Genomic DNA, 24,489 nt, shown 5'->3' on the forward strand with positions numbered 1-24,489 from the left:
GCGTCCGGAGACTTGAGAAACATCTTGCTCAGCAAGGAGACCCCCATGCGTTCGATGAGCGAGAACCTTCCGAACCGGATCCGCAAACTGACCAAGCCGGGCAATGCATCCCAAGCGTTGCAACCGTTCTTTGAAGCGGTCAGCAACGCGTTCATGGCGATCGACGATCGGCAGACTGCAGAAAAGCGAGAGCTTCCTGGAGCGATCGTAGTCAAGATCACTGCATTGGGTAACGACGACATGGTTATCACCGTTCGGGATCCGAGAATTGGCTTAGACGATGCCCGTTACGATGCGTTCTGCACCTTGGATACAGACTTTAAAGAGGAGCGCGGCGGGAAAGGCGTTGGCCGGCTTTTCTGGCTGGACGCCTTCCGTTCGACATCCGTGTCGAGCAGATATCATTCTGACGATGGTATCGTCCGCCGGGACTTTAGGTTCCGGCTGACGCCAACCGATCAGATCGTTGAGATCGACCCTTCAGTAGAATGGGCAGATGGGGAGATCGGGACGGAAATCCGCTTCGAAGGGCTGCGCCAAGGCCCCTATCTTGAAAAGTTCTCTAAACAAATCGACGCTTTCAAGACCCATTTCGCAGCGGAATTCATCGCAGATTTCCTGAATGGTGGCAGTCCGATCATCCACCTCGAAGTTGAGACGCGCAGCGGCAAACGGGAGGACGTCGTTTATCCTGCAGCGGTCTCGGAACTCGTAGCATTGGGCCCTACAGAGCTGACAGAACTTGAAATTGAAGACTTGGGGACGTTCACGGTCACCGGGTACCTTTGCGATGCGAAGGCGAGTCGAGGGCTCAAAGGAAAACATCATGTCCACCTTCTCGGAAACGGCAGGACGGTAGAATCCCGGAAGGTCGACGATTTGCTGGGCATCAATCAAATTGAACACAGGGGCGACTCTGACCTGACGCTGCATATCATCGTACAGAGCCCGTTCCTCGATGAACGCACCTCTGAGAGCCGGACGTCGTTCACGGTCCCAGAGGGCGATCTCGACAAGATCGTCAAAGTTGCTGTCGCGAGGGCTCGCGAAGAGTTAATTGCCGAACAAGTCACCAAGTTCGACTTGGAGCGACGCGCTACGTTCGACGAATTCCTCGCTGCGCAGCCAATCTTTGCCTATAGCTCCGCCGACGAGATTTTCGGTTCACTACCAGTTGGAACGGCCACGCCGGAAGCATATGCACGGGCTTTAGTCGTGCCCCGGATGCGGGCGGAGGAGAACCGGGAGAAACGACTACAGGAGGTAGTCGCAGCAGTGGTTCGCGGCGACGAGATGCCGGGAGACTTCGTAAATATTGTCCGAAATGCCGCCGATGGGATCCATGAGAACGAGCGCAGCTCCTTGGCACATCACGCCGCACGGCGTCGCGTCGTCCTCGACCTTCTTGATGCTCTAATCCGCCGCATCCGGGAGCGCGAAGGTAAGGAGGACGTTTATCACCTTGAGAAGACTCTCCATTCGTTATTGGCACCCATGAGGACCGTCGGTACAAACCCCTTAATGGCCGAGCATTCCGCCCATGATCTCTGGATTCTTGATGAACGTCTCGCTTTCACGGCGGGGTTCGCGTCTGACGCCCTACTGAAGGACTACATCGGCACTTCGGAAAGTGAGGATCGACCTGACATTGTCCTATGGGATGTGCTTTTCGGCCTTGGTTCTATTGCAAGCCAAGGTGGAGTAGAAGAAGTTGACGATATCGAGCCACTCTCCAAGGTCTTCATTGTCGAGCTAAAGCACCCTGGGCGGAGGTCCTACGCATCAGATGAACGGGTTGAGGATCAAGTTCGCAAGTATGTGGCACAGATCAGGGACGGGTCTGTTGAAGGATTCGGGCGGCGGAACGTCCGCGTTTCGCCGGACTGCCAGTTCCATTGCACGGTGGTTGCGGATTTTCATGGGCGCCTTAAGGACGAGGTCTCGGGGTGGGCCTATACACTCAACAAGCAAGGACGCGCGCGTCGCCTGGAGGGCGATTTCAACCACGTCACAATTGAAGCCGTCGAATGGGACTACGTTCTTAAAACGGCAAGAGAGGCAAATGCGGCCCTCTTGGACGCCGCGGGTCTTCAAAGGGCTCGGCGCACCAATTTCGAAAAGTCACACGAAGAGATAATTGGATCGGCCGACCCAGATCCTTCTACTTCAGATGAAGCAGTGCACTAAACACTCTGGGCTGAAGTGTTAAATCCGCGCGGCCCGGCCCCGGGCAGAACACCCTGTCGCAGGGGCGGTTTCCGCTTCGGCATTTAACACTTTCCGCGTATTCTGTTGCCCATGACAGACGTCTCCCTTCATGACAGCCGGGGCAACCGGCTCTATCTCAACGCTGTCGAACGCGCGGCGTTTCTCACTGCTGCTCGGACCCGGTCCGCGCGCGACCGCACCTTGTGCGAGACCCTGCACCACACCGGCTGCCGACCTTCCGAACTCGTTGAGATCACGCCCGCCCACATCGATCTTTCGGGTGGCACGGTGACGCTGCGGTCCTTGAAGAAAGGCACGGACGGGTCCGGCAAGCCCAGGATGATCTACCGGGCGGTGCCGGTGCCGCCGGACTATCTTGACACGCTCAACACGGCCCATGGTATTCGCGAGGCGCAAAAGCACCGCAAGCGGGCGCAGGTGCCGCTCTGGCCCCTCACCCGGGTGCGGGTCTGGCAGATCGTCAGAGCCGTGATGATCGAGGCCGGCATCCCAGATGCGCCGCACCGCAGCCCCAAGGGCCTGCGCCACGGGTTCGGCGTCAATGCCGTGGTCCGCGGCGTGCCCCTGCATATGCTCTCGAAATGGATGGGCCATGCCCAGCTCAGCACCACGGCGATTTACGCCGATGCCATCGGACAGGAGGAGCAGGACATCGCCGTGCGCATGTGGGGGTAGCCGGTTAGATCGCATTGCCTTCCTTATGGGTCGACGGGGAAATCGGCCCGTTCGGATCGGGTGCATTGCGATGGTGATTGGGGACCGGTGCGAAATATTCCACCCCGGCCCCCGGATCCGCCTGCGCGGCGGCTCACAGGAAACATGTGGAGGCAGTTCTCATCAGAACAGAACGCCCTCGTCCTTTTTTTCTCGCCGAGATTGCGCTTGTTAACGCCAGCCGAACGGCGTTGGAGTTGTCGGCACCTGCAGTCAGGCGGTTCTCTCCAAACCGTCAGACCGCCAAACCGAGGCCACGGACGGGTAAGAGTTTTGATTAATTTTTACATTTACTTTTAGTAAAACTTGGAGCAGAGCCCAAAGCGACCGTATCTGACTCACGGAAATATACCCCTAAAGGTGAAACTGGGCGGAGCGGATTAGTCCTTCCCGCCCTTTCCCCCATGTGCGCTTATTCTGCTGCGACCGGTTTCCAAGCGATCACATCGATTTCGACCTTGGCATCGATCATCAATGGCGACTGCACGGTCGAACGCGCCGGAGGATGATCGATGAAATGCTTCTCGAACACTGCATTGAAGGATGAAAAGTCGCGTGCGTCATCCAGCCAACAATTGACCTTCACGACATCGTCCAGGCTGCAATCGGCCAGGCCGAGAACGGATCTGATGTTTGCGATGACCTGTTCGGTCTGGGCGACGATACCGCCGGTCACGACCTCACCGTCCACTGTCGGCACCTGGCCGGAGACGTAGACGAAATCGCCGGCGCGAACCGCCTTCGCGAAGGGGCGCTTCTGCCCACCAGCCTGAGCGTCGGCGCTATCGAAGCGACGGATTTCAGAGGTAGTCATGGAACTCTCCTGTAGCTTTCTTTCGTTATGTATCGTGGAAGGTCGCAGAGCTACGTCACCAGACCTGTCCGCGCGCCACGACCGGCGTCGGCCCTTCGGCCTGCGAGCCACGGACGAGTTGGACCTCGTCCAGCATATTCGCAACGACACAGGCGTGATTGGGCACAATCCGAACCCGATCGCCTACCTTCAATCCGATCTCGTCGGCTTTAAGGATCCCATGCTCTTCCGACAGGGCCTCGACAGCGATGTCATCACGGCCCAGCACATGGCCATGCCCTTTCAGCCCGAGCAGGTCCGAGGTCAGGACCTTCGAGCCCGAGTCGATAATCGCGCGGCCTGGCGCGGGCACCGACACAACCGTTGCAAGCACCGTCAAAGCGCAATCATCCCATGTGCAGGTGCCACGAGTGACCAGTGAGCGATCATTGTAGATGTAGGTGCCGGCGCGATATTCTGTGGCTGCGGGGACGTCCTGCGCCTGCCACATGCCCGGCGTCCCGCCGCTGGAAACCAGTTTGACCTCCAGCCCCCGCGCTTCGCAGGCGGCTACGGCGCGCTGGAGCCAGTTCTGCACTTCGGCATCCCGTCCCACGGGCGGATAGGTCATCAGGCCGGCGAACCGCAGACCCGGCAATCCGGCAATACCCGCCGCCAGTTCGGCTGCGGCGTCCGGCATTTGTACGCCACAGCGCCCGGCCCCGGTATCACACTCTACAAGCACGGCCAGGGCGTCGGGCGCATTGGAGAAAGCCTCCGAAAGGCCTTGCGCGATGTCGAGGCTGTCGCATACGACCGACAGGCGCACCTTCCCGGCCAGCCTGCGCAGCCGTTCCAGCTTGACAGCACCAAGAATATTATAAGTCAGCAAGACATCGTCGACGCCACCCTCGGAAATCATCGCCTCGGCCTCAGAGATCTTCTGGCAGGTGATACCGACCGCGCCTGCCTCGATCTGGCGGCGTGCCAGCCGAGGCTGCTTGTGGGTCTTGATATGGGGCCGAACCTTCATTCCATGCGCATCGCAATGCGCCTGAAACCTGGCAATGTTTGCCTCGGCGATGTCGAGATCGACCAGTACGGCGGGTGTATCGATATCGGGAAACATCACAGGACCTCCAGCTCGTGGGGCTTTTCGACGATCGGCCAGAGAGGTCGGGTCAGGCGGGTATAGGCATTCTTGCGTGGATCGTTCGGATAGGGCCCCTCAACGGCCGCGTAAATTACCTCCGCCGCCATCGGCGCAAATGCACCGTGAAAATGGTTGGTCGATTTCACGACAAGGATCTTTTTCGCGGTGGCCTCGACACCGAGATTGGTGAACAGGTCCGGCGAGAAGGCCTGTGCCCGGTTGGAGTTCAGCACGATCTCGATCCCCTGCGTTTCGATCACAGCACAGTCTCCCAATGGCACCACCGAGGTACCGAAGCTCTGCACTGCATTACGTTGAATCTGTCGGATCATCACATCCGCATCGACCGGATCACCTGCGGCGTCCGATGTCTTGCCGCCAAAGCGGAGCTTCATCCGCACACCCTCGCCTGCTGCAAGACACAGGCGGACCGCCATTGGATCCCAGATCGTTCCGAAAGCAATGTCCGTCAGGCCCATATCCAGAGCCGTGCGCAAAATGATCGTACTGTCGCCAGCTACGCCGCCGCCAGGATTGTCCCAGACATCAGCAATCACCACGGGCCCGTGGGGGGCTGCAGCGGCGTATTGCAGTGCCTGTCGGGCCGAGAGGAACTCCGGCGTGGCTGAGCCGCGGAAGGAGAAGAGCTCCATACCCAGTTCCCGCGAAAGCCGGTCAGCAGTGGCGCGGTCATTGTCGGTAATCGCGATCACCTTCGCGCCAAGGTCAGGAGAATCGCCTGCCATGAAGCCATGGATCACCGAGATGGAAAGCGCGGTGCCCCTATCTTCCAACCCGATCAGCCGGTCGACAAAGCTTCGCATCGGGTCGCGGCTGGTGGGCAGCACATCCATCATTCGGACATCGAAGATTGACATGACGGGCTTGATCTCGCCCCGTGCAGCCCGGAGCGTCAGGTCCACACAGGCCTCCCCGGTCTCTACGAAATCGGTGTGCGGGAACTCCTTGAACACGGTGATGATATCGGCGTTGTCCGTCCGCCGCGCACTCAGATGGCTGTGGGGATCGAAGCTGACGCCGATGGCCACGTCCGGACCCACTATGCACCGAACCTCCTCGATCAGCACACCTTCGCAATCTACGCAATTGTCAGCGATCATCGCACCGTGCAGGCCCAGCACCACGGCGTCGACTGGAAGTGCGGCGCGAAGCTGGGCGAGCACTTCCTCACGCAACCTGTCCCAGGTCGGGCCATTTACGATGCCGCCCGGCTCGGCCCAGGTAGCCGTGCCTTCGATCAGTTCAATCTCACCACCCGCCGCGCGCCGGCGCAGGGCCGGGAACACCGCGCTACAGAGCGTAGGAGTATCGGGATGCTCACCGGGCGGAGCGTAGAAGCTCTGGGCGAAATCGGTGAAGTCGGCCCGAAGCGGCGAGAAGGTATTGCATTCCGTCGCGACGGACGCACAGAAGACGCGCATTTTGAGAAACCTGTTTGCTGGAACCGGTGGCAGGATGCTACCGGTCCGCATGTGGTCGGATTACTGGAGGTAGACGCTGCCGTTGGCGGTACCGACCTCGGTTCTAAGCAGGTCGAGAAGCTCGCCAGCTTTCGCATCAAGGTTCTCTTCCACATGGGCCTCGAACACAGGCTGGGCCGCTTCGGCCATGGCGCTGCGCTGTTCGGCAGTCAGGGCGGTAACCTCCATCTGATCCATGAGCCCGGCGAGCCCGCGATCCGATGCCTCGATGATCCGGCTGATGCCGCGGCTCGCTGTCACGCAGTTCTCTGCCGCATGATGCAGAACCGTCTGCTCATGCTCGCTCAGCCCCTCATAGAAGGACCTATTGATCATGAGGGTGTAAGGTGAGAACAGGTGATTGGTCAGCGTCATGTATTGCTGCACCTCGGCGAAGTTCGCGAACGATATGATTGGTACCGGATTCATCTGGCCGTCGATCACCCCGGTCTGCAGACCGGAATATACCTCACCCCAGGCCAGCGGATAGGCCTCGGCACCGAGCGCCTGCATGATCTTCTGGTGCGACGGCAGCGTCATGGTGCGCACGCGGATACCGTCGAAATCCGAAAGCTCCTCGATTGGGCGCTGCGAGTTGGTCACCGCGAAAAAGCCGCCGGTATCGGGAAAGCCCAGAACGACGACATCACCCAGCTCCGCCTGTATATCCTCGGCCAGCGCCATGCCAAAGGGGCCATCGAACAACTCGTAGGTCGCACTGTTGTCGGCAAAGGCGAAGGGCAGATTCAGGACGTCGATGCGCGGATAGTAGCTGGCAAGAGCTCCGGTCGAGGTAAGGGTCGCCTGAATGACGCCGTCCCGCACCATCTGGACGTGCTCCGCGGCAGTGCCAAGCTGATTGGAGCCATAGACCTCCACGTCGATGCTACCGTTCGTGCCTGCTTCCAGGATGTTCGAGAAGACAGCGGTGCAGGCATGGGCCGGGTTCTCGAAGGGATCGGCCTTGTTGTCATGGCCGAACTTGATGGTGCCACCAGCATAAGCCGCGTTGGCGGTCACTGCGGCAGCGACGGCCACGGTTGTGAGCAGGTATTTCATTCGGACTTCTCCTTGTTGATGTGAGGCGGTTGTCAGGCGAATCCGAGTAGACGCGGCAGCCAGAGGGCAGCGTCCTCCCAGAAGGCAAAGACGAAGAGCACGGCCGCTTCGGCGATGAGGAACGGGAAGAGTTTCAGCGAGATGCGTTCCAGCTTCTCGCCCGTTACCGAGGACAGTACGAAAAGGCAGGCGCCAACGGGGGGCGTCATCAGCGAGATGTTCAGTGCCAGCACGAAGATGATCCCGGCATGGATCGGCTCGAGACCAACCTGTTCGGTCAGGGGCACAAGCACGGGAGCAAGGATGATGAGGATTGCGGTGATGTCCATCACCATGCCCACGACCAGCAGTAGCCCGATGATGATCGCGATCACCACGTAGCGGTTGTCGGACAGACCCAGCACGCCCTCGGCAATGAGTTGCGGGATGCGCTCGAAGCTCATCCACCAGCCCAAAATGCCGGCGAAGGCGATGATGACGAAGATCACGCCCGTGATCCGCGCGGTGCGCACCAGCATTCCATAGAAATTGCGCAGGGTCAGCGTGCGGTAGATGAAGATGCCGATAAAGAGCGCGTAGGCAACAGCAATCGAGGCCGCTTCGGTCGGGGTGACGACCCCGCCCAGAATGCCTCCCAGGATAATCACGGGCATTGCCAGAGCCGTCAAAGACGACACGAAGGTGCGCCAGACTTCGCCGAGCGTTGCACCGCGTACCGCCTTGGGCAGATTTTCGCGGTTCCCGCCAATGGCGATCACGCTCATGCAAACCAGGCAAATTACCAGCCCCGGGACGACACCAGCGGCAAACAGGCCGGCAATCGATACGCCCATCAGGGAGCCGTAGACCACCATCAGCCCCGAGGGCGGGATCGTCGGTCCGATGATCGATCCCGCAGCCGTCACCGCGCAGGCATAATCACGCCGGTAGCCTTCCTTCACCATTGCCGGCACGAGCGTGCGTCCGAAGGCTGCGGCATCGGCGGTTGCTGACCCGGTGAGCCCGGCAAAGAAGACCGAGGCCAGCATGTTGGTATGCGCAAGCCCACCCCGGAAACGGCCCACCAGGACCCGAGCCAACTTGACCAGGCGGTCGGTGATACCTGTGTCGTTCATGATCTCGCCCGCCAGGATGAAGAACGGCATCGCGAGAAAAGGGAAGATGTTGAGCCCGTTGAAGATCTTGGACGGCCCCATAGCAAGGAACTGTGTCCCACCCATGTCGATCAGTCCGACGACACCGGCCAAGCCGATGGCAAAGCCGATGGGCATGCCGAAAAGGATGAGGAGGATGAATGCGGAAAGGGCCCAGATCATACCGCTTCCTCCTCGAATTCGGGTTCGCTGTGATCGCCAAGATCACGAATGAGCACGAGGATCATTTGTAGCGAGGCGACAGCCGCCGCGACCGGGATGGCGGCGTAATAAGGCCGCAGACTGGTGCCGAAGATCATCGCATGCCTGCTCGCCCCACTGTTCGCGAAGGGAATTCCGTACCATAGCACATAGAGAAACAGGGCGAGCGCCAGCAGATCCATCGCAATCAGGCTCGAGCGACGCATGGGTTTCGGGAGGCGGTCAATGAAAGCGGTCAGGCCGATATGCTCCCGGCCTGCAATGCCGCAGGATACCGCGAGAAGTGCCGCCCAGATCATCAGGTAACGGGCAAACTCCTCCGGCCAGGGCAGCTGCCAGTGAAAGTAGTAGCGGTCCGCGACGCCCAGCCAGACGTCCAGGACCAGAGCCAGCATGAGAGCCGCCACCACAGCCTCCACCACGGAATTGATCCGCGCGCTGGCATTCCCAGCCCATGTTCTCACGATGCACCTCCTGATTCCGATATGTAACTTAGTTTCATATCAATGCAGGATCAGGAGGGCGTATTCAAGCATTTTTGTGCTTCAGTTACATTTTTTGCGTGAAAGCTTGCCAATCACGTAACTTCGTAGGATATTTTGTAGCCCAATTACGAAACTGAAAGCGAAGAAGCAGAAATGCCCAGATTGCAGTCAGACCTGTCCACCCCGTCAGACCTGCCCCTGCGCGGGCGTGCGACGGTGGCCGATGTCATCTCGGAACTGAACAAGCATGACGGCAAGTTCGCCACGCGTGAACAGAACGTTGCGGATTTCGTCAAGGCAAACCTCGAGGCCGTGACTGACATGACCATTGCCAAGGTCGCCGAGGCAGCCAATGTCAGCACACCAACCGTGATCCGGTTTTGCCGGACCCTGGGCTGTGAAGGCTACCGGGAGTTCAAGCTGCGGCTGGCCCAGAACCTTGCCGTCAGCCAGCAGTATCTCCAGCCGCAGCATAGCAGTGGACTGAACGCCAATACCGGAACTCCACTGGAGCAGATTCTGGGCACGCTCAGTTCGACCACCGCTGCGCTTCAGGCGCAGGTCGATGCCGACGTCATTGCCACGGCCAGCCGGGCCCTCACTCGATGCCGCCAGCTTGTCGTCGCGGGAATCGGAGGTGGGTCCTCGATGCTTGCCGCCGAAGCAGCCAATCGCTTCTTCCGCCTGGGTATTCCCAGCGTCTCGGTCAATGACAGCTACCTGATGCAGATGCGCGCTGCGACTCTCGGACCGGACGATGCCCTACTTCTATTTTCTTCAAGCGGTGAGGCGGATGCGGTGGTGGGCGCGGCCCGCGTGGCTCGCAGCTACGGAGCCGCGACGATCTGCATTGCCCGCACCGGATCGCTGCTGACAAGTCTCTGCGATATATCCATCGGGATCGAACTGCCTGAGGACCCCGACATCTTCAAACCTACCGCCTCCCGCCTGGCGTATCTTTGTATACTGGATGCCTTGGCGCTTTCGGTCGCACACGAAGACGGAGATCAGACCCGCGAAAACCTGCGCCGGATCCGCGCCTCTCTCACTGCCTATCATGGAAGAATAGGCCCTCAGCCTCTGGGTGACTGAACCGGAAGGTTGCACAGGCTCGTGCAAATCCCAATTGCCCAGAGACGGTTTTAGCCGCAACATAAATGGGCCTTACCCGAGGCCCACCCCTTCCTTTCGAAGCTCCGCCTTTACCCGTAGCGTCACATGCGCTGACACGACCCGCACGACGGGAAGCGTCTCGACATCCACGGCAAGGGCCTTGCGCTCGATCGTCGACCACGGCGAGGTTCCACTGCTCGGCAGACCGGCCCTGGAGCTTACGATATGGAAAGCGCTGATCGGGACTATTTGCGAAGGCTTCATGCCCGGGTAACGTTGCCGACTGATCAGATAACCCCGCCTGGCGAGAGCCGCGACCGCATCTCCCCCGGGGCTCGACCGGGCCAGACCCATCGCAAAAATGAGCCAGCGGTAGCGCTCCACGAACTCAGGGTTCTCCTCGCCATCTGGACCGGCATTCGCTTCATCAAAAACCATGTTCCAGCTGAGCTCCACGGCCTTCCAGCGAGCCAGCTCGAACGCCCTGTCCCGGTTGGCCGCAGCCGCGTCCCGCGCCGGATCCGACGCCTTCGGAGCGGGCCACGAGACTGTATCGATTGGCATTCGGCCGGATCGAGGTCCACCTGTCGGTGTCTGTGTCATGCTTGCCCCCCTTCTCCATCGCGCCTGATCATTGCTCCCTTGAGAACCTGCAGGGCCTCGATCCCACGGTTCAGGGCATTGGCACAGATCTGGGCGTCGAGGACATGCGGTGCGTCCTGATCGCATTCGACAATACGATCGCCCTCGCGATAGACCGCTGGCAGGCTGCCGCCCACATAGTCGGCGATCAGGTCCCGCAATCTACGCAGCTCAACCAAATGGTCGAGTGCGTCCGCCCCTTGCGCTACCGATGCTACGACGGAACGAGCGATCGCGGCATCTTCGGTGCCGCCCAGGGTATCCACGGTGGCAATCAGCTTCTCGCCATCCTCCCGGAGCCAGTCCTCGAATGCCGCAGCCACGCGCTCCGCCTGGATCTCACAAGGCGTATTATCTCGATGATGCATGTTATCTCCCATGCGAATATTACGAAGTGGCGCGTTCTGCGCCGGCCCGGCATGGGCCCAGTGACTTCTGTCAATTCCGGCTCGGGAGTTCCGAAGAGCCATATGCCATCGTCATGGATCCGGCATATGGCTCTCCCGCACCCCCGGCGACGGGGATGCGAAAAAGCCGGGTTCATCAGACCCTGGGACCGGTCATCTTCCGGCCCCTCCCGGAAACGCGGGAGACCGGCGCTCAGTCGTGCCGCCGCGCAAGGTCCTTGCCGACAGCGGCAGCGATGGCGGAGGCCCGGGCCAGGCCACGCGCCTCCTGGATGAACAGTCGCAACTGAACAACCGAAGCGCGGACGGACCGTATCCACTCACCGTCGTCGGTCAGGTATGGCTGGGTATAGTAGTAGCCACATTCCCCGCAGCGTTCCGCGACGAGCTCCTCGGCCCTTTCGGCCTCTGCGAGCGCGGCGGAAAGCTCCGCGAGATCATCGAGAATGGGGCTGTCGAACAGCGCGTCCCGTCCCGGGTCGCGCGGCGGCGTGGCCCTGGCGATCCGCGCCAGAAGATCCTTGTCGAGACCATCCGGGCGAGATCGCATGGCATCATGGATCTCGCAGATATTCTCGAGAGCGGATGCAATTGCGTCGATCATGCGATCGGCGTGTTTTTCATTCAGCATGTCTTTGACATTCCTTGATTTCGTAGAATTGACGGATCCAGCACTGCTGGTGCCGCGACATGGAGGCACCGCTCGCGCTGCTTTCGAAGAGCATGCGCACCGGGGGGGCGCGGGGTTTCGGGAGCGCGGACAACCTTCGGAATTGCCCGCGGCGCATGGCAAGCGAAATGACCGGGATCATGACGGTGAGCGTCTCGAGGCTTGCGCCAGGGCAAAAAGCATGTCCCGATCGTCGAGAAGGGAACTCGGATGCCTGGTGATACGGCACGCACTCTCGTCGACATCACAGGCGCCGTTCGAGAGCGCGGCGATGATCCGATCCAGCTGCCATCTGTGGGGGTGTGGCCGATTGCTGCGAATGCTCTTGGCAAAAGCGCGTGCGGCGCGAACGCTGGCGGGATTGCCCCGATGCTTGCCCAGCATGATCAGCGTGCTGCATTTCATGCCCGCCGTGGCGCGCGCTTTTCGGACAAGCGCGTCCCGGATGGTATGGCGAGCAGCTGTCGTCGTCTTCGTATTCATAGGCCGTCCCATTTGCCAAGCCTGCCGCCCCGTCATGGGGTGGCTTCAGGCGTCAATGAAGGCTGGGAGGCCCGGGCTCCTCTGGCGCATCACCGCGCCAAAGGAAAGGGTCAGGGACGGTTCAACCCTCCCCAGAGGACTGAGACATCAACTGCCGGACGCGTCGTCCGCTGACGCGGCTTCCGAGGCCGTATCGGCCGGATCCGCCTCACCTGGCTGATCGAGAAAACTTGGGCGGTTGGTGCGGCAAGGGCTCTTGTTGTGCCGCCAGCTCTCGATGAGCCCGCGGAGCATCGCGCTTTCGCAAGAGGGATAGATCCCCTCTTCGGCAAGTGCCGCATATGCTCTGACGAGTCCGGCTGGCAGTTCGAGAGTGACGGAAACGGGTCCCATCGGCTCTTTCTCAGGATCGCTCATCGCGATTTCCCCTTTGAAGCAACAGCTCCTTGCGCTGTCAGAAGGAAAATTGGCCAGACCGGGAATAGCGAAGGAAGTGTGGCGCATTTCCATGCGGATCAGTTAACAGATCCTTGCGACCAGAGGCCTCCGGCATCGGTGCATCGTCACTTGCTCTGGGATCAAACGACCGGGTCCCGGTTTGATGGGTGGTTCCCAACACGCGGAAGAACCACGCGCATCGCGAGGTCAGTTCAGCCTCGCAAAACCTCGAACAGGAAAATCAGCAGGTTCCGTAGAAACCACCGGAATAGCGACAGTATTCCGTCGCTGTGCCGCTCGCGATCATCTCTGCAGAAATGTCTTTTCCACCGGACAGAAAGCACTGCCCACAATTCGCCCATGGCGGTCAATATCCTTCTGGCGGCAGGACAAAGGCTCTCCCAGAGCCAGGGATGTGAGTGCCGCGGTCGCCTCGGAACCTCCAGGTGTGCCAACCTCAGGGGCGTCCAAGCCCCAGATGCGTATGCGCGTCTCGAGCCCCTTGAGCCGCAACGTATCCCCATCGACAACGCGATGGACGACACCCGCAATGGTCTCTGCTTCGCCTGTCCGACTGATCGAGATGTCTTCGGTCAGTTTCGCATATCCGGCACCGGCTGCGAGAGCGAGCAGGACGATCGAAGTCGTCGCGTTCCGTCGCAGAAAGCCGCGTGGGCGCCTGCGAGAAGATCTGAACCTCATCACGAAATCAGGGCCCCTGCCCGGCTGCGCCACCGCGCGATCTCGGCGTATCGTGTCGCGGTGTCGAGACCGTCAATCAGATTGTGCCGGCGCCGAGCGATCCGCGCCACACGCTGGAGGTGTACTCCGATCCGGCCATCCGCGCTTGCGGCACGTGAGAGCGCAATAGCTTCTGCGCGGTCGCCAAGCTGTCAGACAAGTGCTTCAGCCTCGCACACGGCCTGCTGCCGCGCGGCCAGCACGATCCGGATCCGGTTAATCATGAGCAGCCCCCCCTAACCTCTCGAGGATTTTGCCTGATCGAAATATGTGTGAATAGCCTCGGCAGCGAGCAGAGTGAATCTCGAAGCTCTCGGGTCGACCAGAACTCGGGTTACAATCCCGCGCTGGCGTGCCGGGACAATCCGGCCACCGACAAAAGATACTTTCTGACCCGGGTGGCGGCTATTGGCCGGCACTCCAGGCCGCGGCCTTGTTTCCAAGCGCGGGCGCTCCTTATCTTGAGGGTAGGACAACAAGCGAAAGGTCGGCACACCCATGTTTCACTTCTTCTTCCCCTGGTTCAACTTCGCCAGCAAGTTTGCCCTGCCGCTCGAGAGCAAGGACCGGGAGGATATCGAGGTGAGGTCGGAATCTCCCGAAGCGGTCAAGGAAGAGCCGCTTCCGGAGGACATCATGGATGACATTGCCGTCAATTCCGGTTCGGGCAAGATTGATGTCCCCAGGGAGGATCTTTCTGAGGAGACCGATCCGTCGGCTGTGCCCTCCGGAGATGTGACTTCCGAACCGGCACCCGATCTGAGCGAGCCGGCTGAAGAAGCTCCCGGAGCCGAAAGCATTCTTCCCGAGCCGATTTCGCTTGAAGGCCAGAAGATCAAGCTCTGGGGCTTGGCTTCGGACGGGCCGGAGGCTGACACCATTACCTCTGCCGGCGGCAAGGTCATGGTCGGCGTCGGCAAGACCACCACGATGGTCGTGACCAATGGACCGATCACGCCCGAAATGGAGGAAAGCAAGATCTGGACGCGTATTCAGGAACTCCGCGCCGAAGGCCAGCAGATCGACCTCATGGAGTGGACCGAGCTGAGGGCACGCCTCGACGCATCCTGATCCCAAAGGCCGCACTGGATTCCCACCGGGCATTTCGCATCGCGACGGAAACACTGAGGCGCCTGTGTCCAACGGCATCGCCCCGATCGCCAGATTCCCATAAAGTTGGGTGGGGGCGTGGTGTGGTCTTTGGGAACCAGCCATGAATTGGATGTGGAAATATTCCATCGAATTGCTCACCTCGGCTCCGCAAGCCTGATCACGACACGGACGGGGTTCTTTAACTGAAGTCTGCAAACCCGAGCATGTCCGAAGACGACCTTCAGACGGGAACCGAAAGCGCCGAGATCGCAATGTCAGCAGACAGTGTCTCGTCATTCCCGGTGGCAAGACGCAGGACCCTTGGGTGCCACAAAGAACATGCGACCGCGGCATCCCGAAGCCGGATCCGTCGGGTGACCGGCCCAAAGCCCAAGCGACAGGAGGTTTCTCCCAGAGGAGTTCCCGCATCTTTTGTCTCATAGAGGAAGATCGACCTCGACAATCAATCCTGTTTTCCGGCCAATGCAGATCGATCGATCCGTTTGCGACCGCGATCAGGTCGTTGATGATCCGGAAACCTCCGTTCCGTTTTCGGGATCGACACGGGTGGCCCGCCACTTTCCTGCCAGCAGAACGCGACGCTGCGGGACGCGCCCAAAGCACGTATTTGCCAGGAAAGGCGAACCACGCCATTCGTCGTGCTGAACGCGCCATGTTTGATCGAATTCGTCGCCAATTCATGCAGGATAAGGGCGATGCAGGAGGCTGCAGAGACCGGCAGAGCGACGTCGGGACCGGAAAGGGCGAACCCCTCCGCCTCGTCGAACGCGTAGGCCGTCAAGATAGTTCGGGCAATCTCATCAAAATGCAGGCCGTCATCTTCAATCCCTCGTAGAAACTGGAAATGGGAAGGTTCCAGCGTTTGAGCGCGGCCTCGATTTTCGGGGTACTTCCCCCTTCGATGCCTCACAGCTACTCGATACACACGCATTGCCCGGCCATTTTCAGGCCCACCGGCTCAGCATACAAAAAGTTCGAAAGGCATCTACATATTGAAGTTTCGTACTGAGTTTCATGCCCGCATCCTTGGAGCGTCCGTCAGATGCTCATAGGCCGCATACAGATTTGACCGAACTGCGCCTTGGCTATACGTGTGGGAGAAGACATACGGTCGACTTTGCATATCTGTGGCATTTTCCGGTGCGGATTGCTTAGAGTGTATGATCGATCAAAAGGCGGGCGTCGATCTCAATCAGATGCCTCGGGCCGGCGTTCGCCCTGGTTCCCAGTTCCGCCTGTGCGGCGGCTACTGGCGAATTGCTCACATGTATCATGACGAGCCCCTGCGGTTCTTCTCAGCCGCCCGCGCGGCGGACAGCACTAAACATATGGAGTCACCCCCCGATCAGAGCAAAACTTCCTCATGATTTTTCTCTCATCGTTTCTTGGTATGACTAATACCGAATTGCGCCTCTTCCGGGACTGCAAGCACGCCATCCTTTGACGGCAGACGATCTGATCCCGAAGTTGGCCAAGAAAACCTCATCTGAAGAGGACTTCCAGAGAAAAAAGCGACGAGGTATGGATCATTGAAAAGACTGGGAAAAATCGCTCAAGCCTCCGATGTCGTCTTATATCAGGGGCTGTGCAGTCTCTGCGGCTCGAAAATGTCATAATCCGTGGCTGACCTTCCGAGAGTTTTGCCCTAAATCATTCTGCTCAAGAATGAAAAGGTAGGGCATTCGGGCGGATGTCGATTTTTGGCACATTGTTCCGTCGGGGACCCAAGACTCCGGAACCGGCCGTTGAGCATAAGGTGGCACCGGATGAGAGGATCTATGCGGTTGGTGATATTCACGGCCGTGTCAGGCTGCTTGAACGCATGCTGGAGCGGATTGAGGCCGATATCGCTGCACAGCAGGATGACCGTCGCTCGCGGATAGTGTTCCTCGGCGATTATATTGACCGCGGCGATCAAGCGCGCGAGGTACTCGACACGCTGGTCCGGCTGCGGGCGGAGTTCAAGGCAGCGGAGCTCGTCTTCCTGCGCGGTAATCATGAAGATGCCCTGCTCTCCTTCCTCGCGGATCCCTCCAAGGGCAGCAACTGGCTGCATTTTGGCGGACTTCAGACGCTGGTGAGCTATGGGTTGACCCCGCCCAAATCGGCGGTGGTTCAGCTTGACGAACTGGAGCGCCTACGTGAGGGGCTGGAAAAGGTGATCGGTCCGCATTGGGAGTTTCTCGAAGCAACGGAACGTTTGCTGCGCTCAGGCGACGTAGTCTTCGTTCATGCCGGTCTCGATCCTGCCTGCCCGCTTGAGGCGCAGTCGGATGACGCGCTGCTCTGGGGCCGGTCGGATTTTCTGATCGAAGGCGGTGTTTCGGGACTGCGCGTGGTCCATGGCCATTATGCCGATGCAGAAGCCGTGGTGACCCCCCGGCGTGTCTGTATCGACACCGGAGCCTATTATTCCGGGCGTCTGACGGCTGCGAGGTTGGATAGCGATTTCGACTTGTTTACAATAACTGCGTTTGGCAGTTGAGCGGTTATTCGGTTTGGGAGTGGGTTGATGTCAGGTATCCGGAAGGCAGCGAAGCTCGCACGGACATGTGCGGTGGTCTCGATACTCCTGGTTGCTTGGGCAAGCCTGATGCCCGACCGCCAAGCTACCGAGATCGAACAGCTGCCGGTGATCAACGCGCTGGCGCATGTGATCATGCATTTCATCGTGACCGTCTGCGTCATGACCGGGTGGCATGATCGGCTCTCGAAGGCTCTGCCCCTTGCTGCCCTGATTGCTATTGGCATGGAGGTTGGTCAGATCATCGTGCCTGGCAGGGAATTCGACATGATCGAGCTGGCCGGCAACCTTCTGGGCTTTGGGCTTGGATGGGCGTTCTTTCTGTCGCTACGCCGGTTCAGCCGGCACGCGACTCTCTGAGCGTCGCACACGACCCCGCCTTGAACTTGCAAAGCTTTGGCTCCAGCCCATTCCGAGCAGGAATGCAAAGAGGGCCGCACTTGCGGGCATCTGCAAACTGAAATCGAGCAGCGAGTGAAAGGCGGCAGTGACAATGCAGCCGAAGACCACACAGGTGAAGACCCGGTTGCGACGACGCTCTACGGTGCCCTTGCGAATTCGCCAGACAACCAGCCCGAGCGAGGCGAAAAGCGCGAGCCCAGCAGGTAGGCCGAGTTCGTAGAGATTTTCCAGATAAGTGTTGTGGGCCATGACCCATTCACCTCGCGCAGCCTCAAGCGGAACGTTGGCGCGGAATGCATCCGGGAAAGCGCCGAGGCCGTTGCCGAGCCATGGACGTTCGGCAATACCGGAGACAAGCTCGGGGTAGATCACGAAGCGCAGATCTTCCGTGGGTGAGGTCATGAGGCGTGCGCCCAACCCGGTAGTACTGGTCCAACCGACATAGACGAGCAGCGCTGAAATGCCGATGACCAGTGCGAGGTTGCCTGAGCGCTTCTGGCCCCGCCAAGCAAGCATAAGGGCGCCAAGGCCGAGGAGGCCGGACATTGCACCTGCGCGTGATTGGGTCAGGGCAACGGCCCCGATGCAGACCACCATGCCAACCGCATAGAGCCACGTGCCGCTGAAAAATTGCTCGAGCCCATTGCGGACTATCTGACGCATGGTCTCGCCGGTAACTCCCGTCTCTCGCGATGAGGCAGAAAGATACAGACCGAGATTAGCGAGCGCTCCAAACGCTGCGTAGGTGGCATAGGAATTCCGGTTGACGAAGCTGGCCGAAAGCGTCGGGTAGGCCTGCTCCACTCCGAGGATCGGGTTGTGGCCCGTCACGAGCGCATAAAGTCCATAGAGGGCGAGTGCGGTCGAAAAGATCGCGAAAGTACGCAAGAAGATCAGGGAGCGCCTCGCATCGGCAGTCGCCCGATGCGCAATCCAGAATGCCATGCCATAGCAGAGAAGCCGCATGATGAAGTGCCGCCCCTGCCCAGGGTCTGCAGATATCGTCGGGGTGCCTCCGGGAACCAGATCCCAGACTGGATGTGCGACCGCTGGAATGGTTTCCGGCCAGATTTGCGTAATGGCCCAGACAGCGGCGACAGCGAAGAGGAGTGCCGGAGCCCAGAGCTTGCGAGTGGTTTCGGGTAGCGGTCCCGTGAGATCCAAGGCCAGTTGCAAAAGGAAAAGCAGTGCGATCGCGATGGCCAAGATCGTCCAAGAGGCAGGCCGGTTGGCTCCAAGCGCCAACGCTGAAAGTAAGATGCAGATGAGCGTCAGCCATCCCAAGAGACCTTGTGCGCGGGCCTTCCAGCCTCTGGGTAACTTTCCATTGCTCTTTGGCATGTGAACTCGTTAGGCTAACTCAATTTAAAGATGCGGAAAGCAATCGCAATGGTTGTGAAAATTTACGCCGAGCATTGCATACGAACATAATAGAAAAAATGATCGGCTATATTTCTCTTGCAAGCCCCTTCCTGAGCAAGGATTAGTAAAGCAGGTTCGTATTTCTGGCCATACAAAATCGCATGGCGAGGGACAAGAAAGTGCACTGTGGTGAATAGTATTGTTGTCAGATTCGTTTGCCTGCTTGGCGGAACTGCTGCGGCTGCAAATATCTTTTTGCTTATTTCTAACATTCCAGCTTTTCATCGGTTGGCTCGGGTTGAGGGGCTCTATGGAAGCTGGCGTGTGACCTTCAATGCGGCAATGTATGACCGTGCAGAATATCTTTACGAGTTAGGAACCGATTATGTTCTGGCCGATACGGTTGCATCTTCCGCAACCGAAGGGCGTGACGAAATTGCTTCCCTGGAAGTGGTGCTCGAACGTGCAGATCAAGCCGTGGAATATCTAACGGAGAGTGTGCGCCTTGATCCAGCTGATGCTTATAACTGGAGCGCACTTGCTTGGGCGCACAGCCTGCAGGGGGATCTTCCTGCGGCCCGCGCGGCCATGACCAATTCCTGGGAACGGGCACCCTACAATATGGCACTGAGCACGACGCGCCTGCAGTTTGCCGAGCTTCTGCTGGAATCAGAAAGCTATTTTCTGGAAGCACCGATCACGCCGGTTGAATACATGGGAATGGAGCGGGACTTATGCGTTGCGTTTCTGAGAAACGACAACGCACTCGAGGCAATTCTGGAAATTTCACCGGGTTTGTCGGAGAACCTTGAGCCTCATGAGCTGAAATGTAACGGCCTTTCCTAAGGCCGCTACTTCCTTGGAAAGTACAAATCGTCCGTCAGGCGGGACTGACGGAATTGCAATGCTTGCTGTTCTTGTTCCAATTGCAAGGGTTCGGTTTGGATCGCCATGGTTTATGGGTAAGGTGAATGGCGAGGTTTCCATTCACGATCTTGAGTTGGCTGTTGACCGTGAGCAAATGCTGCGAGACGGCCCATCGAATCTTGGGGGGCGTCGAGGGGTCATCACGCTTAGTTTGTAGGAAAAGCCGCCGCTCCTGCAGTTTATTACGCCGTTCTGCGAGTGTTTCCCGACGCGTTTCCCAAATGTCAAACTGGGGGTTCTCTATTCGTGGATAGGTCGTAGCATCTGCAGGCACAACTGGCAGAAGAATTCCGCCTGCCAGCGTCAAGGCAAGAATTCTGGAAAGCCCTTTTTTCATCAAACGTCACCTCGCGACGGCGGTTACAATAGCAGCACTGCCGAAGCCATACGTTCCAATAGTATAATGGTCAAACTGTTTGTCTGTGAGGAATCGGAAATCCGTTTGTGCTTGCAATTTCTGTCGGATTCGTACGCAAGTAGCGAAACGCTATGCGCATCTGACAACAAGTTTTCCATGTGCGTTCCACAAACGAATACAATAATATATGGCTCTTGTGCCGCCATTCTGAATGGGTTGAATTTCTTGTTTGATTACAGGGTGTAAGTCTGTGTCCCGATCCAGTACCAATTCCACGATTGTCGAATACCCCGCCGAAGCTGCTCGGGCGTCAAATCTCTCGCCAGACGGCGGTGATGAGGACTCTATTGATATCCGCTCACTTCTGCTCAAGGTCTGGCGTGGCCGCTGGATCATTGCGATTAGTATTGTAGTATTTTTGACCTTGGCTGCGCTCGCCGTGTCCCAGCTTGAACCGCGCTACAAGTCTTCCGCTAAGGTGATGTTTGGAATTCAGAAGACGAATGTTGTCGATGTGCAGCAGGTTCTTGTTTCACCTGAATTCGATCAAGATACGCTACAGAATGAGATCGAGGTGCTGAGTTCGGATAACCTCGTCCGACGCGTGACAGAAGATCTCAATCTTGGGCGAGATCCAGAATTCAACCCACTCCTTGCGGCGGCGCAGGCACAGGATTCGATCTTCGACCAAATCAGGGCAACATTTTCACTGCCGCCTGAAGTAAATGATTTCCTGATGAATATTGGCCTGGTCTCCGCACCTACTCCACCCCCGGATGAGGAAGAGGCAAGGTTTCGGGAGCAGATGGCTGTAGTCGCAGCGGTGCAGCAGGGGCTTTCGCTGCGGCCAGTCGTCGGCTCACGTGTCATAGAGATTTCGTTTACTGCGGATGATCCGCGCACTGCAGCTCGCATCGTCAATGCTGTGGCAGAGCAATATATAGTGGATCAGTTGGAGGCGAAGCTTGAGACGACCCGCTCCGCGACTGACTGGTTAACCGGTCGAGTCGAGGAACTGCGTCTAAGAGTGCAGGAATCCGAAGAGGCCGTCGAAGCTCTGCGAGCGGAGCTTTCAAGCGCTGCTGGGCAAAGTCTCGATATCACGCAGCAGCAACTTGGGGCGCTCAACGCATCCCTTTCGGTGGCACGCAATCGCTCTGCACAAATCGAAGCGGAATATGCACGGCTTACCGAAGCGCTGGAACTTGGCCGAGATATGGGTTCGGTGCGGGAGTTTCGAGAATCAATTCTGATCAGGGACTATCGCGAGGAAGCGGGCGAGTTACAGGATCGGCTCGACTCACTGTCTGCAAACCACCCTGAGCGGGAGCAGATTTCGGCCCAGCTTGAACGGATCAATGCGCGGATGCGAGAAGAAGCTGAGCTAATCACGCAATCAATCAAGGTTGAACTGGACGGATCCCTGGCACAAGAGGAGGTGCTGAGGAGGGATATTCGTAATCTCGAGGCTCAATCTTTGGCGCAATCACGGGAAGAGATCCAGCTCCGGCAACTTGAGCGCGAGGCTCAGGCCGGCCGTCTACTTTATGAGAACTTTTTGACGAGGCTGAAAGAAACAACCCAGCAGGAGGACCTTCAGGAAGCAGATGCGCGAGTGCTTTCGCCGGCCAAGCCGCCACTTGATCCTGAAACCGGGGTTAAGAAGCAGCTTATTGCGGCTTCCGTCGTGCTGGGTGGCTTCGTGGGATTGGGTCTTATCTTCCTGCTGGATCAGCTCAACAATACCTTTCGAGCCCCTCAGCATATCGAGACCATGACCGGGCAGGCCGTATTGGCAACCATTCCAGCTATTGGAGCTCGAGTTCATCGTCGGGATGTGATTAAGAACTTTCTCGACAAGCCCGGCTCTTCCTTGGCAGAATCAATTCGCAACCTGCGGACCAGTATTTTATTTTCTAATGTAGACCGCCCTCCGAAAGTGGTGATGTTCACCTCCTCAGTGCCGCGTGAGGGTAAGTCGACTACCTCAATGCTGACGGCGATTACCAGCCGTCAGATGGGTAAATCTGCCATTATTGTCGATTGTGACCTGCGCCTACCTTCAGTGGTACAGCTTCTCAGGGTGGAGGAAGATAAGCCCGGTCTACTATCTGTTCTGGAGGGAACAGCCACTTTCAGACAGGCGTTGTATGAGGATCCCGATACCGGGTTGCATGTTCTGATGGCGCGTCAAGGAGAGCGAAAGGCGCAAGTCAATGCAGCGGATATTCTTTCATCCCAAAAGTTCAGCGACCTTATCCAGACACTCTCGAACCAATATGATCTCGTCGTGCTCGATACGCCGCCCGCCCTGATCGTGACAGATGCTCGCATTTTGGCCTCCTCGGTTGATGCCGTCATATACGCAGTACGTTGGGACCATACGCCCCGTGATGCAGTTTTGGAGGGACTCAAGGAGTTAAAGTCCGTAAAGGCTCCGATTGCTGGTATTGTGATGACAATGGTAAATGAAGCGAAGGCGTCGCGCTATGCATATGATGGATATAACTACTACAAAGGGCAATATAAAGAGTATTATCTAAAGTGAATTTAAGTGTTAATGGAGATCGCAACTTACTTTTACAATTTTCAAATTTAGAAAACAGAAATTATTTAAATCATTTAATAGGATTCGGCGATTGAATTGAGTTGGAAGTAAGCACTTAGATTTTAATTTTCTATTGCCCTGTACTACCAAGCCAACAGTTTGGAAAATCTACACATCTCTCAGGCGAGCGATCTGGATGCGTCAGCCACTGTTTCTTAGAATGATCGTCTGGCTAATGTGCCTTGAAGACAACCCAACTGGGCACTCTTTTCGCGCTAAGGCTTGAAGTGAAACTCAGGACATACAAATGAATAGTTGCCTTCAAGCGGGAGTAATCTAATGAATCCGATTTTGTTCGTTGGACCGTTCCCGCCGCCTACACATGGCCAAGCAATAGCGACAAATATGCTGGCAGAGCACTTGGAAGCGCAAGGATGTCATCTGCGAAAAATAGATCTCTCAATAGGAGATCATAATAAAATAATAAGCATCACTTACAAAATTTTGAAGTATTTGTTTGCAAGTAAATTGATTTTATCAAATAAATCGTTACTATACATTTCATTGAGTGCGAATGCTGGAATGTGGCTCTCGGCCGTCTTGGTTGCGTTAGCGCGGCTGAGAAGGAACCCAACGATCGTGCACCATCTCACCTATGATCATGTGCGGCGCAGGCGACTTAGCATGGCGGCACTCGTAAGAGCAGGTGGCTCGAATTTGCTGCATGTAGTTTTGACTAATTCTATGGGAAAAGATCTCAAAGCAACATATAAAGAAGCTAAGAATTTAATTGTTATTAACAATTCTGGAATTGTGCGCACATATAAAATAGAGAAGATTAGATCTAATAATAAATTTATTATTGGACATCTGGCGAATATCTGCAAGGAAAAAGGTATTAAAGATGTAGTAGATCTCGCGATTCAATCATTGCATAATAAAAAACTATCTAAGCTCATTATTGCTGGACCAATAAAGGATAAATTTTCTGAAAATGAAATTGAAAGGGCAAAATTAAAATTAGAAGATCATTTTGAATATAGAGGTCCCGTCTATGGGGATGATAAGATTAAATTTTTTAGTGACATTGATTATTTCATCTTCCCAACAAGGTACCGGAATGAAGCTTCCCCTTTAGTATTGCTGGAGGCGATTGCTGCCGGAATTCCATGTATAACTACAAACATTGCAGGCATACCAGAAATCATTGAGGGTTCAGGCGGTTGTGTATTGAATATATCGGAAAATTTTATTAAAGGTTCTTTAGATTATTTTGATAATAATGACGATGAATACATGGTTAACTCTCAGAAATCAAAAAAAAGGTTTGAAGATCTCTTGATAGCGTATGGCGAACAGATTGATGATTTATCATATAGATTATGCCATGTTAGCCTCCCACAAATCTAAAGCGCCCTGAGAGCCTTCTCTGATTGGGGTTGGTTGGGTCAAGCTGCTCCGTGCTTTTTTGGGTCTGTGTACTGACCCAGCG

24 protein-coding genes are annotated in these 24,489 nt (G+C 57.2%); 9 read left to right on the forward strand and 15 right to left on the reverse strand.

Annotation, left to right across the window (positions count from 1 at the left end):
- The first annotated feature begins 45 nt into the window (after window positions 1-45).
- Window positions 46-2,187 (forward strand): hypothetical protein, encoded by a 2,142-nt coding sequence (locus tag ACP15W_RS18650; RefSeq protein ID WP_424934450.1) that lies wholly within the window; start codon window positions 46-48, stop codon window positions 2,185-2,187.
- Between the two features lie 111 nt (window positions 2,188-2,298).
- Window positions 2,299-2,904, forward strand: coding sequence for a tyrosine-type recombinase/integrase (locus ACP15W_RS18655; protein ID WP_424934451.1), 606 nt, complete (start codon window positions 2,299-2,301; stop codon window positions 2,902-2,904).
- 451 nt (window positions 2,905-3,355) lie between these two features.
- Here ACP15W_RS18655 and ACP15W_RS18660 read toward each other — a convergent pair whose 3' ends face one another.
- From ACP15W_RS18660 to ACP15W_RS18685, 6 genes are read right to left on the reverse strand one after another with little or no spacing between them, the layout of a single operon-like run.
- Window positions 3,356-3,757 carry a RidA family protein gene (locus ACP15W_RS18660; protein WP_424934452.1) on the reverse strand — a complete coding sequence of 134 codons (402 nt, stop codon included), beginning with the start codon at window positions 3,755-3,757 and terminating at the stop codon, window positions 3,356-3,358.
- A 55-nt stretch (window positions 3,758-3,812) separates the two neighbouring features.
- Complete coding sequence (locus ACP15W_RS18665) at window positions 3,813-4,865, reverse strand: D-TA family PLP-dependent enzyme (RefSeq protein ID WP_424934453.1); 1,053 nt, start codon at window positions 4,863-4,865, stop codon at window positions 3,813-3,815.
- Window positions 4,865-6,331 carry a M81 family metallopeptidase gene (locus ACP15W_RS18670; RefSeq protein ID WP_424934454.1) on the reverse strand — a complete coding sequence of 489 codons (1,467 nt, stop codon included), beginning with the start codon at window positions 6,329-6,331 and terminating at the stop codon, window positions 4,865-4,867. Before ACP15W_RS18670 ends, ACP15W_RS18665 begins: the two co-directional genes overlap by 1 nt.
- 60 nt (window positions 6,332-6,391) lie before the next feature.
- Window positions 6,392-7,429, reverse strand: a complete 1,038-nt coding sequence (locus ACP15W_RS18675) for a DctP family TRAP transporter solute-binding subunit (protein ID WP_424934455.1) — start codon at window positions 7,427-7,429, stop codon at window positions 6,392-6,394.
- A 32-nt stretch (window positions 7,430-7,461) separates the two neighbouring features.
- Window positions 7,462-8,745 carry a TRAP transporter large permease gene (locus ACP15W_RS18680; protein ID WP_424934456.1) on the reverse strand — a complete coding sequence of 428 codons (1,284 nt, stop codon included), beginning with the start codon at window positions 8,743-8,745 and terminating at the stop codon, window positions 7,462-7,464.
- Entirely contained in the window at window positions 8,742-9,248 is a 507-nt protein-coding gene (locus ACP15W_RS18685) for a TRAP transporter small permease (protein WP_424934457.1), read from the reverse strand. The genes ACP15W_RS18680 and ACP15W_RS18685 overlap by 4 nt, the downstream gene beginning before the upstream one ends.
- A gap of 174 nt (window positions 9,249-9,422) precedes the next feature.
- Here ACP15W_RS18685 and ACP15W_RS18690 point away from each other — a divergent pair, with 174 nt between their 5' ends.
- Window positions 9,423-10,361, forward strand: coding sequence for a MurR/RpiR family transcriptional regulator (locus ACP15W_RS18690; protein ID WP_424934458.1), 939 nt, complete (start codon window positions 9,423-9,425; stop codon window positions 10,359-10,361).
- 72 nt (window positions 10,362-10,433) lie between these two features.
- Here ACP15W_RS18690 and ACP15W_RS18695 read toward each other — a convergent pair whose 3' ends face one another.
- From ACP15W_RS18695 to ACP15W_RS18720, 6 genes are all read right to left on the reverse strand, one after another.
- Complete coding sequence (locus tag ACP15W_RS18695) at window positions 10,434-10,946, reverse strand: hypothetical protein (RefSeq protein ID WP_424934459.1); 513 nt, start codon at window positions 10,944-10,946, stop codon at window positions 10,434-10,436.
- Window positions 10,947-10,981: 35 nt separating this feature from the next.
- Window positions 10,982-11,392: a hypothetical protein gene (locus ACP15W_RS18700; protein WP_424934460.1), complete on the reverse strand. Its 411-nt coding sequence runs from the start codon at window positions 11,390-11,392 to the stop codon at window positions 10,982-10,984.
- A 232-nt stretch (window positions 11,393-11,624) separates the two neighbouring features.
- Window positions 11,625-12,062 carry a hypothetical protein gene (locus ACP15W_RS18705; protein WP_424934461.1) on the reverse strand — a complete coding sequence of 146 codons (438 nt, stop codon included), beginning with the start codon at window positions 12,060-12,062 and terminating at the stop codon, window positions 11,625-11,627.
- 177 nt (window positions 12,063-12,239) lie between these two features.
- Window positions 12,240-12,584: a hypothetical protein gene (locus ACP15W_RS18710; RefSeq protein ID WP_424934463.1), complete on the reverse strand. Its 345-nt coding sequence runs from the start codon at window positions 12,582-12,584 to the stop codon at window positions 12,240-12,242.
- A gap of 147 nt (window positions 12,585-12,731) precedes the next feature.
- Window positions 12,732-13,001 carry a hypothetical protein gene (locus tag ACP15W_RS18715; protein ID WP_424934464.1) on the reverse strand — a complete coding sequence of 90 codons (270 nt, stop codon included), beginning with the start codon at window positions 12,999-13,001 and terminating at the stop codon, window positions 12,732-12,734.
- A gap of 324 nt (window positions 13,002-13,325) precedes the next feature.
- On the reverse strand, window positions 13,326-13,724 hold the full coding sequence (locus tag ACP15W_RS18720; RefSeq protein WP_424934465.1) for a thermonuclease family protein: 399 nt from the start codon (window positions 13,722-13,724) through the stop codon (window positions 13,326-13,328).
- A gap of 537 nt (window positions 13,725-14,261) precedes the next feature.
- Here ACP15W_RS18720 and ACP15W_RS18725 point away from each other — a divergent pair.
- A complete protein-coding gene (locus ACP15W_RS18725) occupies window positions 14,262-14,834 on the forward strand; it encodes a hypothetical protein (RefSeq protein WP_424934466.1) in 573 nt (190 codons plus the stop codon).
- A gap of 484 nt (window positions 14,835-15,318) precedes the next feature.
- Here the strand turns inward: ACP15W_RS18725 and ACP15W_RS18730 are convergent, their stop codons facing one another.
- Window positions 15,319-15,807, reverse strand: a complete 489-nt coding sequence (locus ACP15W_RS18730; RefSeq protein ID WP_424934467.1) for a hypothetical protein — start codon at window positions 15,805-15,807, stop codon at window positions 15,319-15,321.
- Window positions 15,808-16,632: 825 nt separating this feature from the next.
- On the opposite strand from ACP15W_RS18730, the gene ACP15W_RS18735 reads away from it, so the two are divergent.
- Together ACP15W_RS18735 and ACP15W_RS18740 are read left to right on the forward strand one after the other, a co-directional pair.
- Window positions 16,633-17,361, forward strand: a complete 729-nt coding sequence (locus tag ACP15W_RS18735; RefSeq protein ID WP_424934468.1) for a metallophosphoesterase family protein — start codon at window positions 16,633-16,635, stop codon at window positions 17,359-17,361.
- 27 nt (window positions 17,362-17,388) lie between these two features.
- On the forward strand, window positions 17,389-17,760 hold the full coding sequence (locus ACP15W_RS18740; RefSeq protein WP_424934469.1) for a VanZ family protein: 372 nt from the start codon (window positions 17,389-17,391) through the stop codon (window positions 17,758-17,760).
- On the opposite strand, the gene ACP15W_RS18745 is transcribed toward ACP15W_RS18740, so the two are convergent.
- Window positions 17,728-19,008 carry an O-antigen ligase family protein gene (locus tag ACP15W_RS18745; RefSeq protein WP_424934470.1) on the reverse strand — a complete coding sequence of 427 codons (1,281 nt, stop codon included), beginning with the start codon at window positions 19,006-19,008 and terminating at the stop codon, window positions 17,728-17,730. The genes ACP15W_RS18740 and ACP15W_RS18745 overlap by 33 nt on opposite strands.
- A 345-nt stretch (window positions 19,009-19,353) precedes the next feature.
- Here ACP15W_RS18745 and ACP15W_RS18750 point away from each other — a divergent pair, with 345 nt between their 5' ends.
- Window positions 19,354-20,010 (forward strand): hypothetical protein, encoded by a 657-nt coding sequence (locus ACP15W_RS18750; protein WP_424934471.1) that lies wholly within the window; start codon window positions 19,354-19,356, stop codon window positions 20,008-20,010.
- A gap of 34 nt (window positions 20,011-20,044) precedes the next feature.
- Here the strand turns inward: ACP15W_RS18750 and ACP15W_RS18755 are convergent, their stop codons facing one another.
- Complete coding sequence (locus tag ACP15W_RS18755) at window positions 20,045-20,428, reverse strand: hypothetical protein (protein ID WP_424934472.1); 384 nt, start codon at window positions 20,426-20,428, stop codon at window positions 20,045-20,047.
- A gap of 271 nt (window positions 20,429-20,699) precedes the next feature.
- Here ACP15W_RS18755 and ACP15W_RS18760 point away from each other — a divergent pair, with 271 nt between their 5' ends.
- Window positions 20,700-22,997, forward strand: coding sequence for a GumC family protein (locus ACP15W_RS18760; RefSeq protein WP_424934473.1), 2,298 nt, complete (start codon window positions 20,700-20,702; stop codon window positions 22,995-22,997).
- A 339-nt stretch (window positions 22,998-23,336) separates the two neighbouring features.
- A complete protein-coding gene (locus tag ACP15W_RS18765) occupies window positions 23,337-24,407 on the forward strand; it encodes a glycosyltransferase family 4 protein (RefSeq protein ID WP_424934474.1) in 1,071 nt (356 codons plus the stop codon).
- Window positions 24,408-24,489 lie beyond the last annotated feature (82 nt).

The organism is Amaricoccus macauensis (genome assembly GCF_049800915.1).
Classification (GTDB): domain Bacteria; phylum Pseudomonadota; class Alphaproteobacteria; order Rhodobacterales; family Rhodobacteraceae; genus Amaricoccus; species Amaricoccus macauensis_A.

What these genes read in the sequence shown, in the direction of transcription:
- ACP15W_RS18665 (WP_424934453.1), bottom strand. Translation starts at nt 4,865, where the DNA reads ATGTTTCCCGATATCGATACACCCGCCGTACTGGTCGATCTCGACATC.
- ACP15W_RS18715 (WP_424934464.1), bottom strand. Translation starts at nt 13,001, where the DNA reads ATGAGCGATCCTGAGAAAGAGCCGATGGGACCCGTTTCCGTCACTCTC.
- ACP15W_RS18655 (WP_424934451.1), top strand. Translation starts at nt 2,299, where the DNA reads ATGACAGACGTCTCCCTTCATGACAGCCGGGGCAACCGGCTCTATCTC.
- ACP15W_RS18755 (WP_424934472.1), bottom strand. Translation starts at nt 20,428, where the DNA reads ATGAAAAAAGGGCTTTCCAGAATTCTTGCCTTGACGCTGGCAGGCGGA.
- ACP15W_RS18690 (WP_424934458.1), top strand. Translation starts at nt 9,423, where the DNA reads ATGCCCAGATTGCAGTCAGACCTGTCCACCCCGTCAGACCTGCCCCTG.
- ACP15W_RS18730 (WP_424934467.1), bottom strand. Translation starts at nt 15,807, where the DNA reads ATGCGTGTGTATCGAGTAGCTGTGAGGCATCGAAGGGGGAAGTACCCC.
- ACP15W_RS18725 (WP_424934466.1), top strand. Translation starts at nt 14,262, where the DNA reads ATGTTTCACTTCTTCTTCCCCTGGTTCAACTTCGCCAGCAAGTTTGCC.
- ACP15W_RS18670 (WP_424934454.1), bottom strand. Translation starts at nt 6,331, where the DNA reads ATGCGCGTCTTCTGTGCGTCCGTCGCGACGGAATGCAATACCTTCTCG.
- ACP15W_RS18675 (WP_424934455.1), bottom strand. Translation starts at nt 7,429, where the DNA reads ATGAAATACCTGCTCACAACCGTGGCCGTCGCTGCCGCAGTGACCGCC.
- ACP15W_RS18705 (WP_424934461.1), bottom strand. Translation starts at nt 12,062, where the DNA reads ATGCTGAATGAAAAACACGCCGATCGCATGATCGACGCAATTGCATCC.
- ACP15W_RS18680 (WP_424934456.1), bottom strand. Translation starts at nt 8,745, where the DNA reads ATGATCTGGGCCCTTTCCGCATTCATCCTCCTCATCCTTTTCGGCATG.
- ACP15W_RS18720 (WP_424934465.1), bottom strand. Translation starts at nt 13,724, where the DNA reads ATGAGGTTCAGATCTTCTCGCAGGCGCCCACGCGGCTTTCTGCGACGG.
- ACP15W_RS18650 (WP_424934450.1), top strand. Translation starts at nt 46, where the DNA reads ATGCGTTCGATGAGCGAGAACCTTCCGAACCGGATCCGCAAACTGACC.
- ACP15W_RS18765 (WP_424934474.1), top strand. Translation starts at nt 23,337, where the DNA reads ATGAATCCGATTTTGTTCGTTGGACCGTTCCCGCCGCCTACACATGGC.
- ACP15W_RS18695 (WP_424934459.1), bottom strand. Translation starts at nt 10,946, where the DNA reads ATGCCAATCGATACAGTCTCGTGGCCCGCTCCGAAGGCGTCGGATCCG.
- ACP15W_RS18700 (WP_424934460.1), bottom strand. Translation starts at nt 11,392, where the DNA reads ATGCATCATCGAGATAATACGCCTTGTGAGATCCAGGCGGAGCGCGTG.
- ACP15W_RS18710 (WP_424934463.1), bottom strand. Translation starts at nt 12,584, where the DNA reads ATGAATACGAAGACGACGACAGCTGCTCGCCATACCATCCGGGACGCG.
- ACP15W_RS18660 (WP_424934452.1), bottom strand. Translation starts at nt 3,757, where the DNA reads ATGACTACCTCTGAAATCCGTCGCTTCGATAGCGCCGACGCTCAGGCT.
- ACP15W_RS18740 (WP_424934469.1), top strand. Translation starts at nt 17,389, where the DNA reads ATGTCAGGTATCCGGAAGGCAGCGAAGCTCGCACGGACATGTGCGGTG.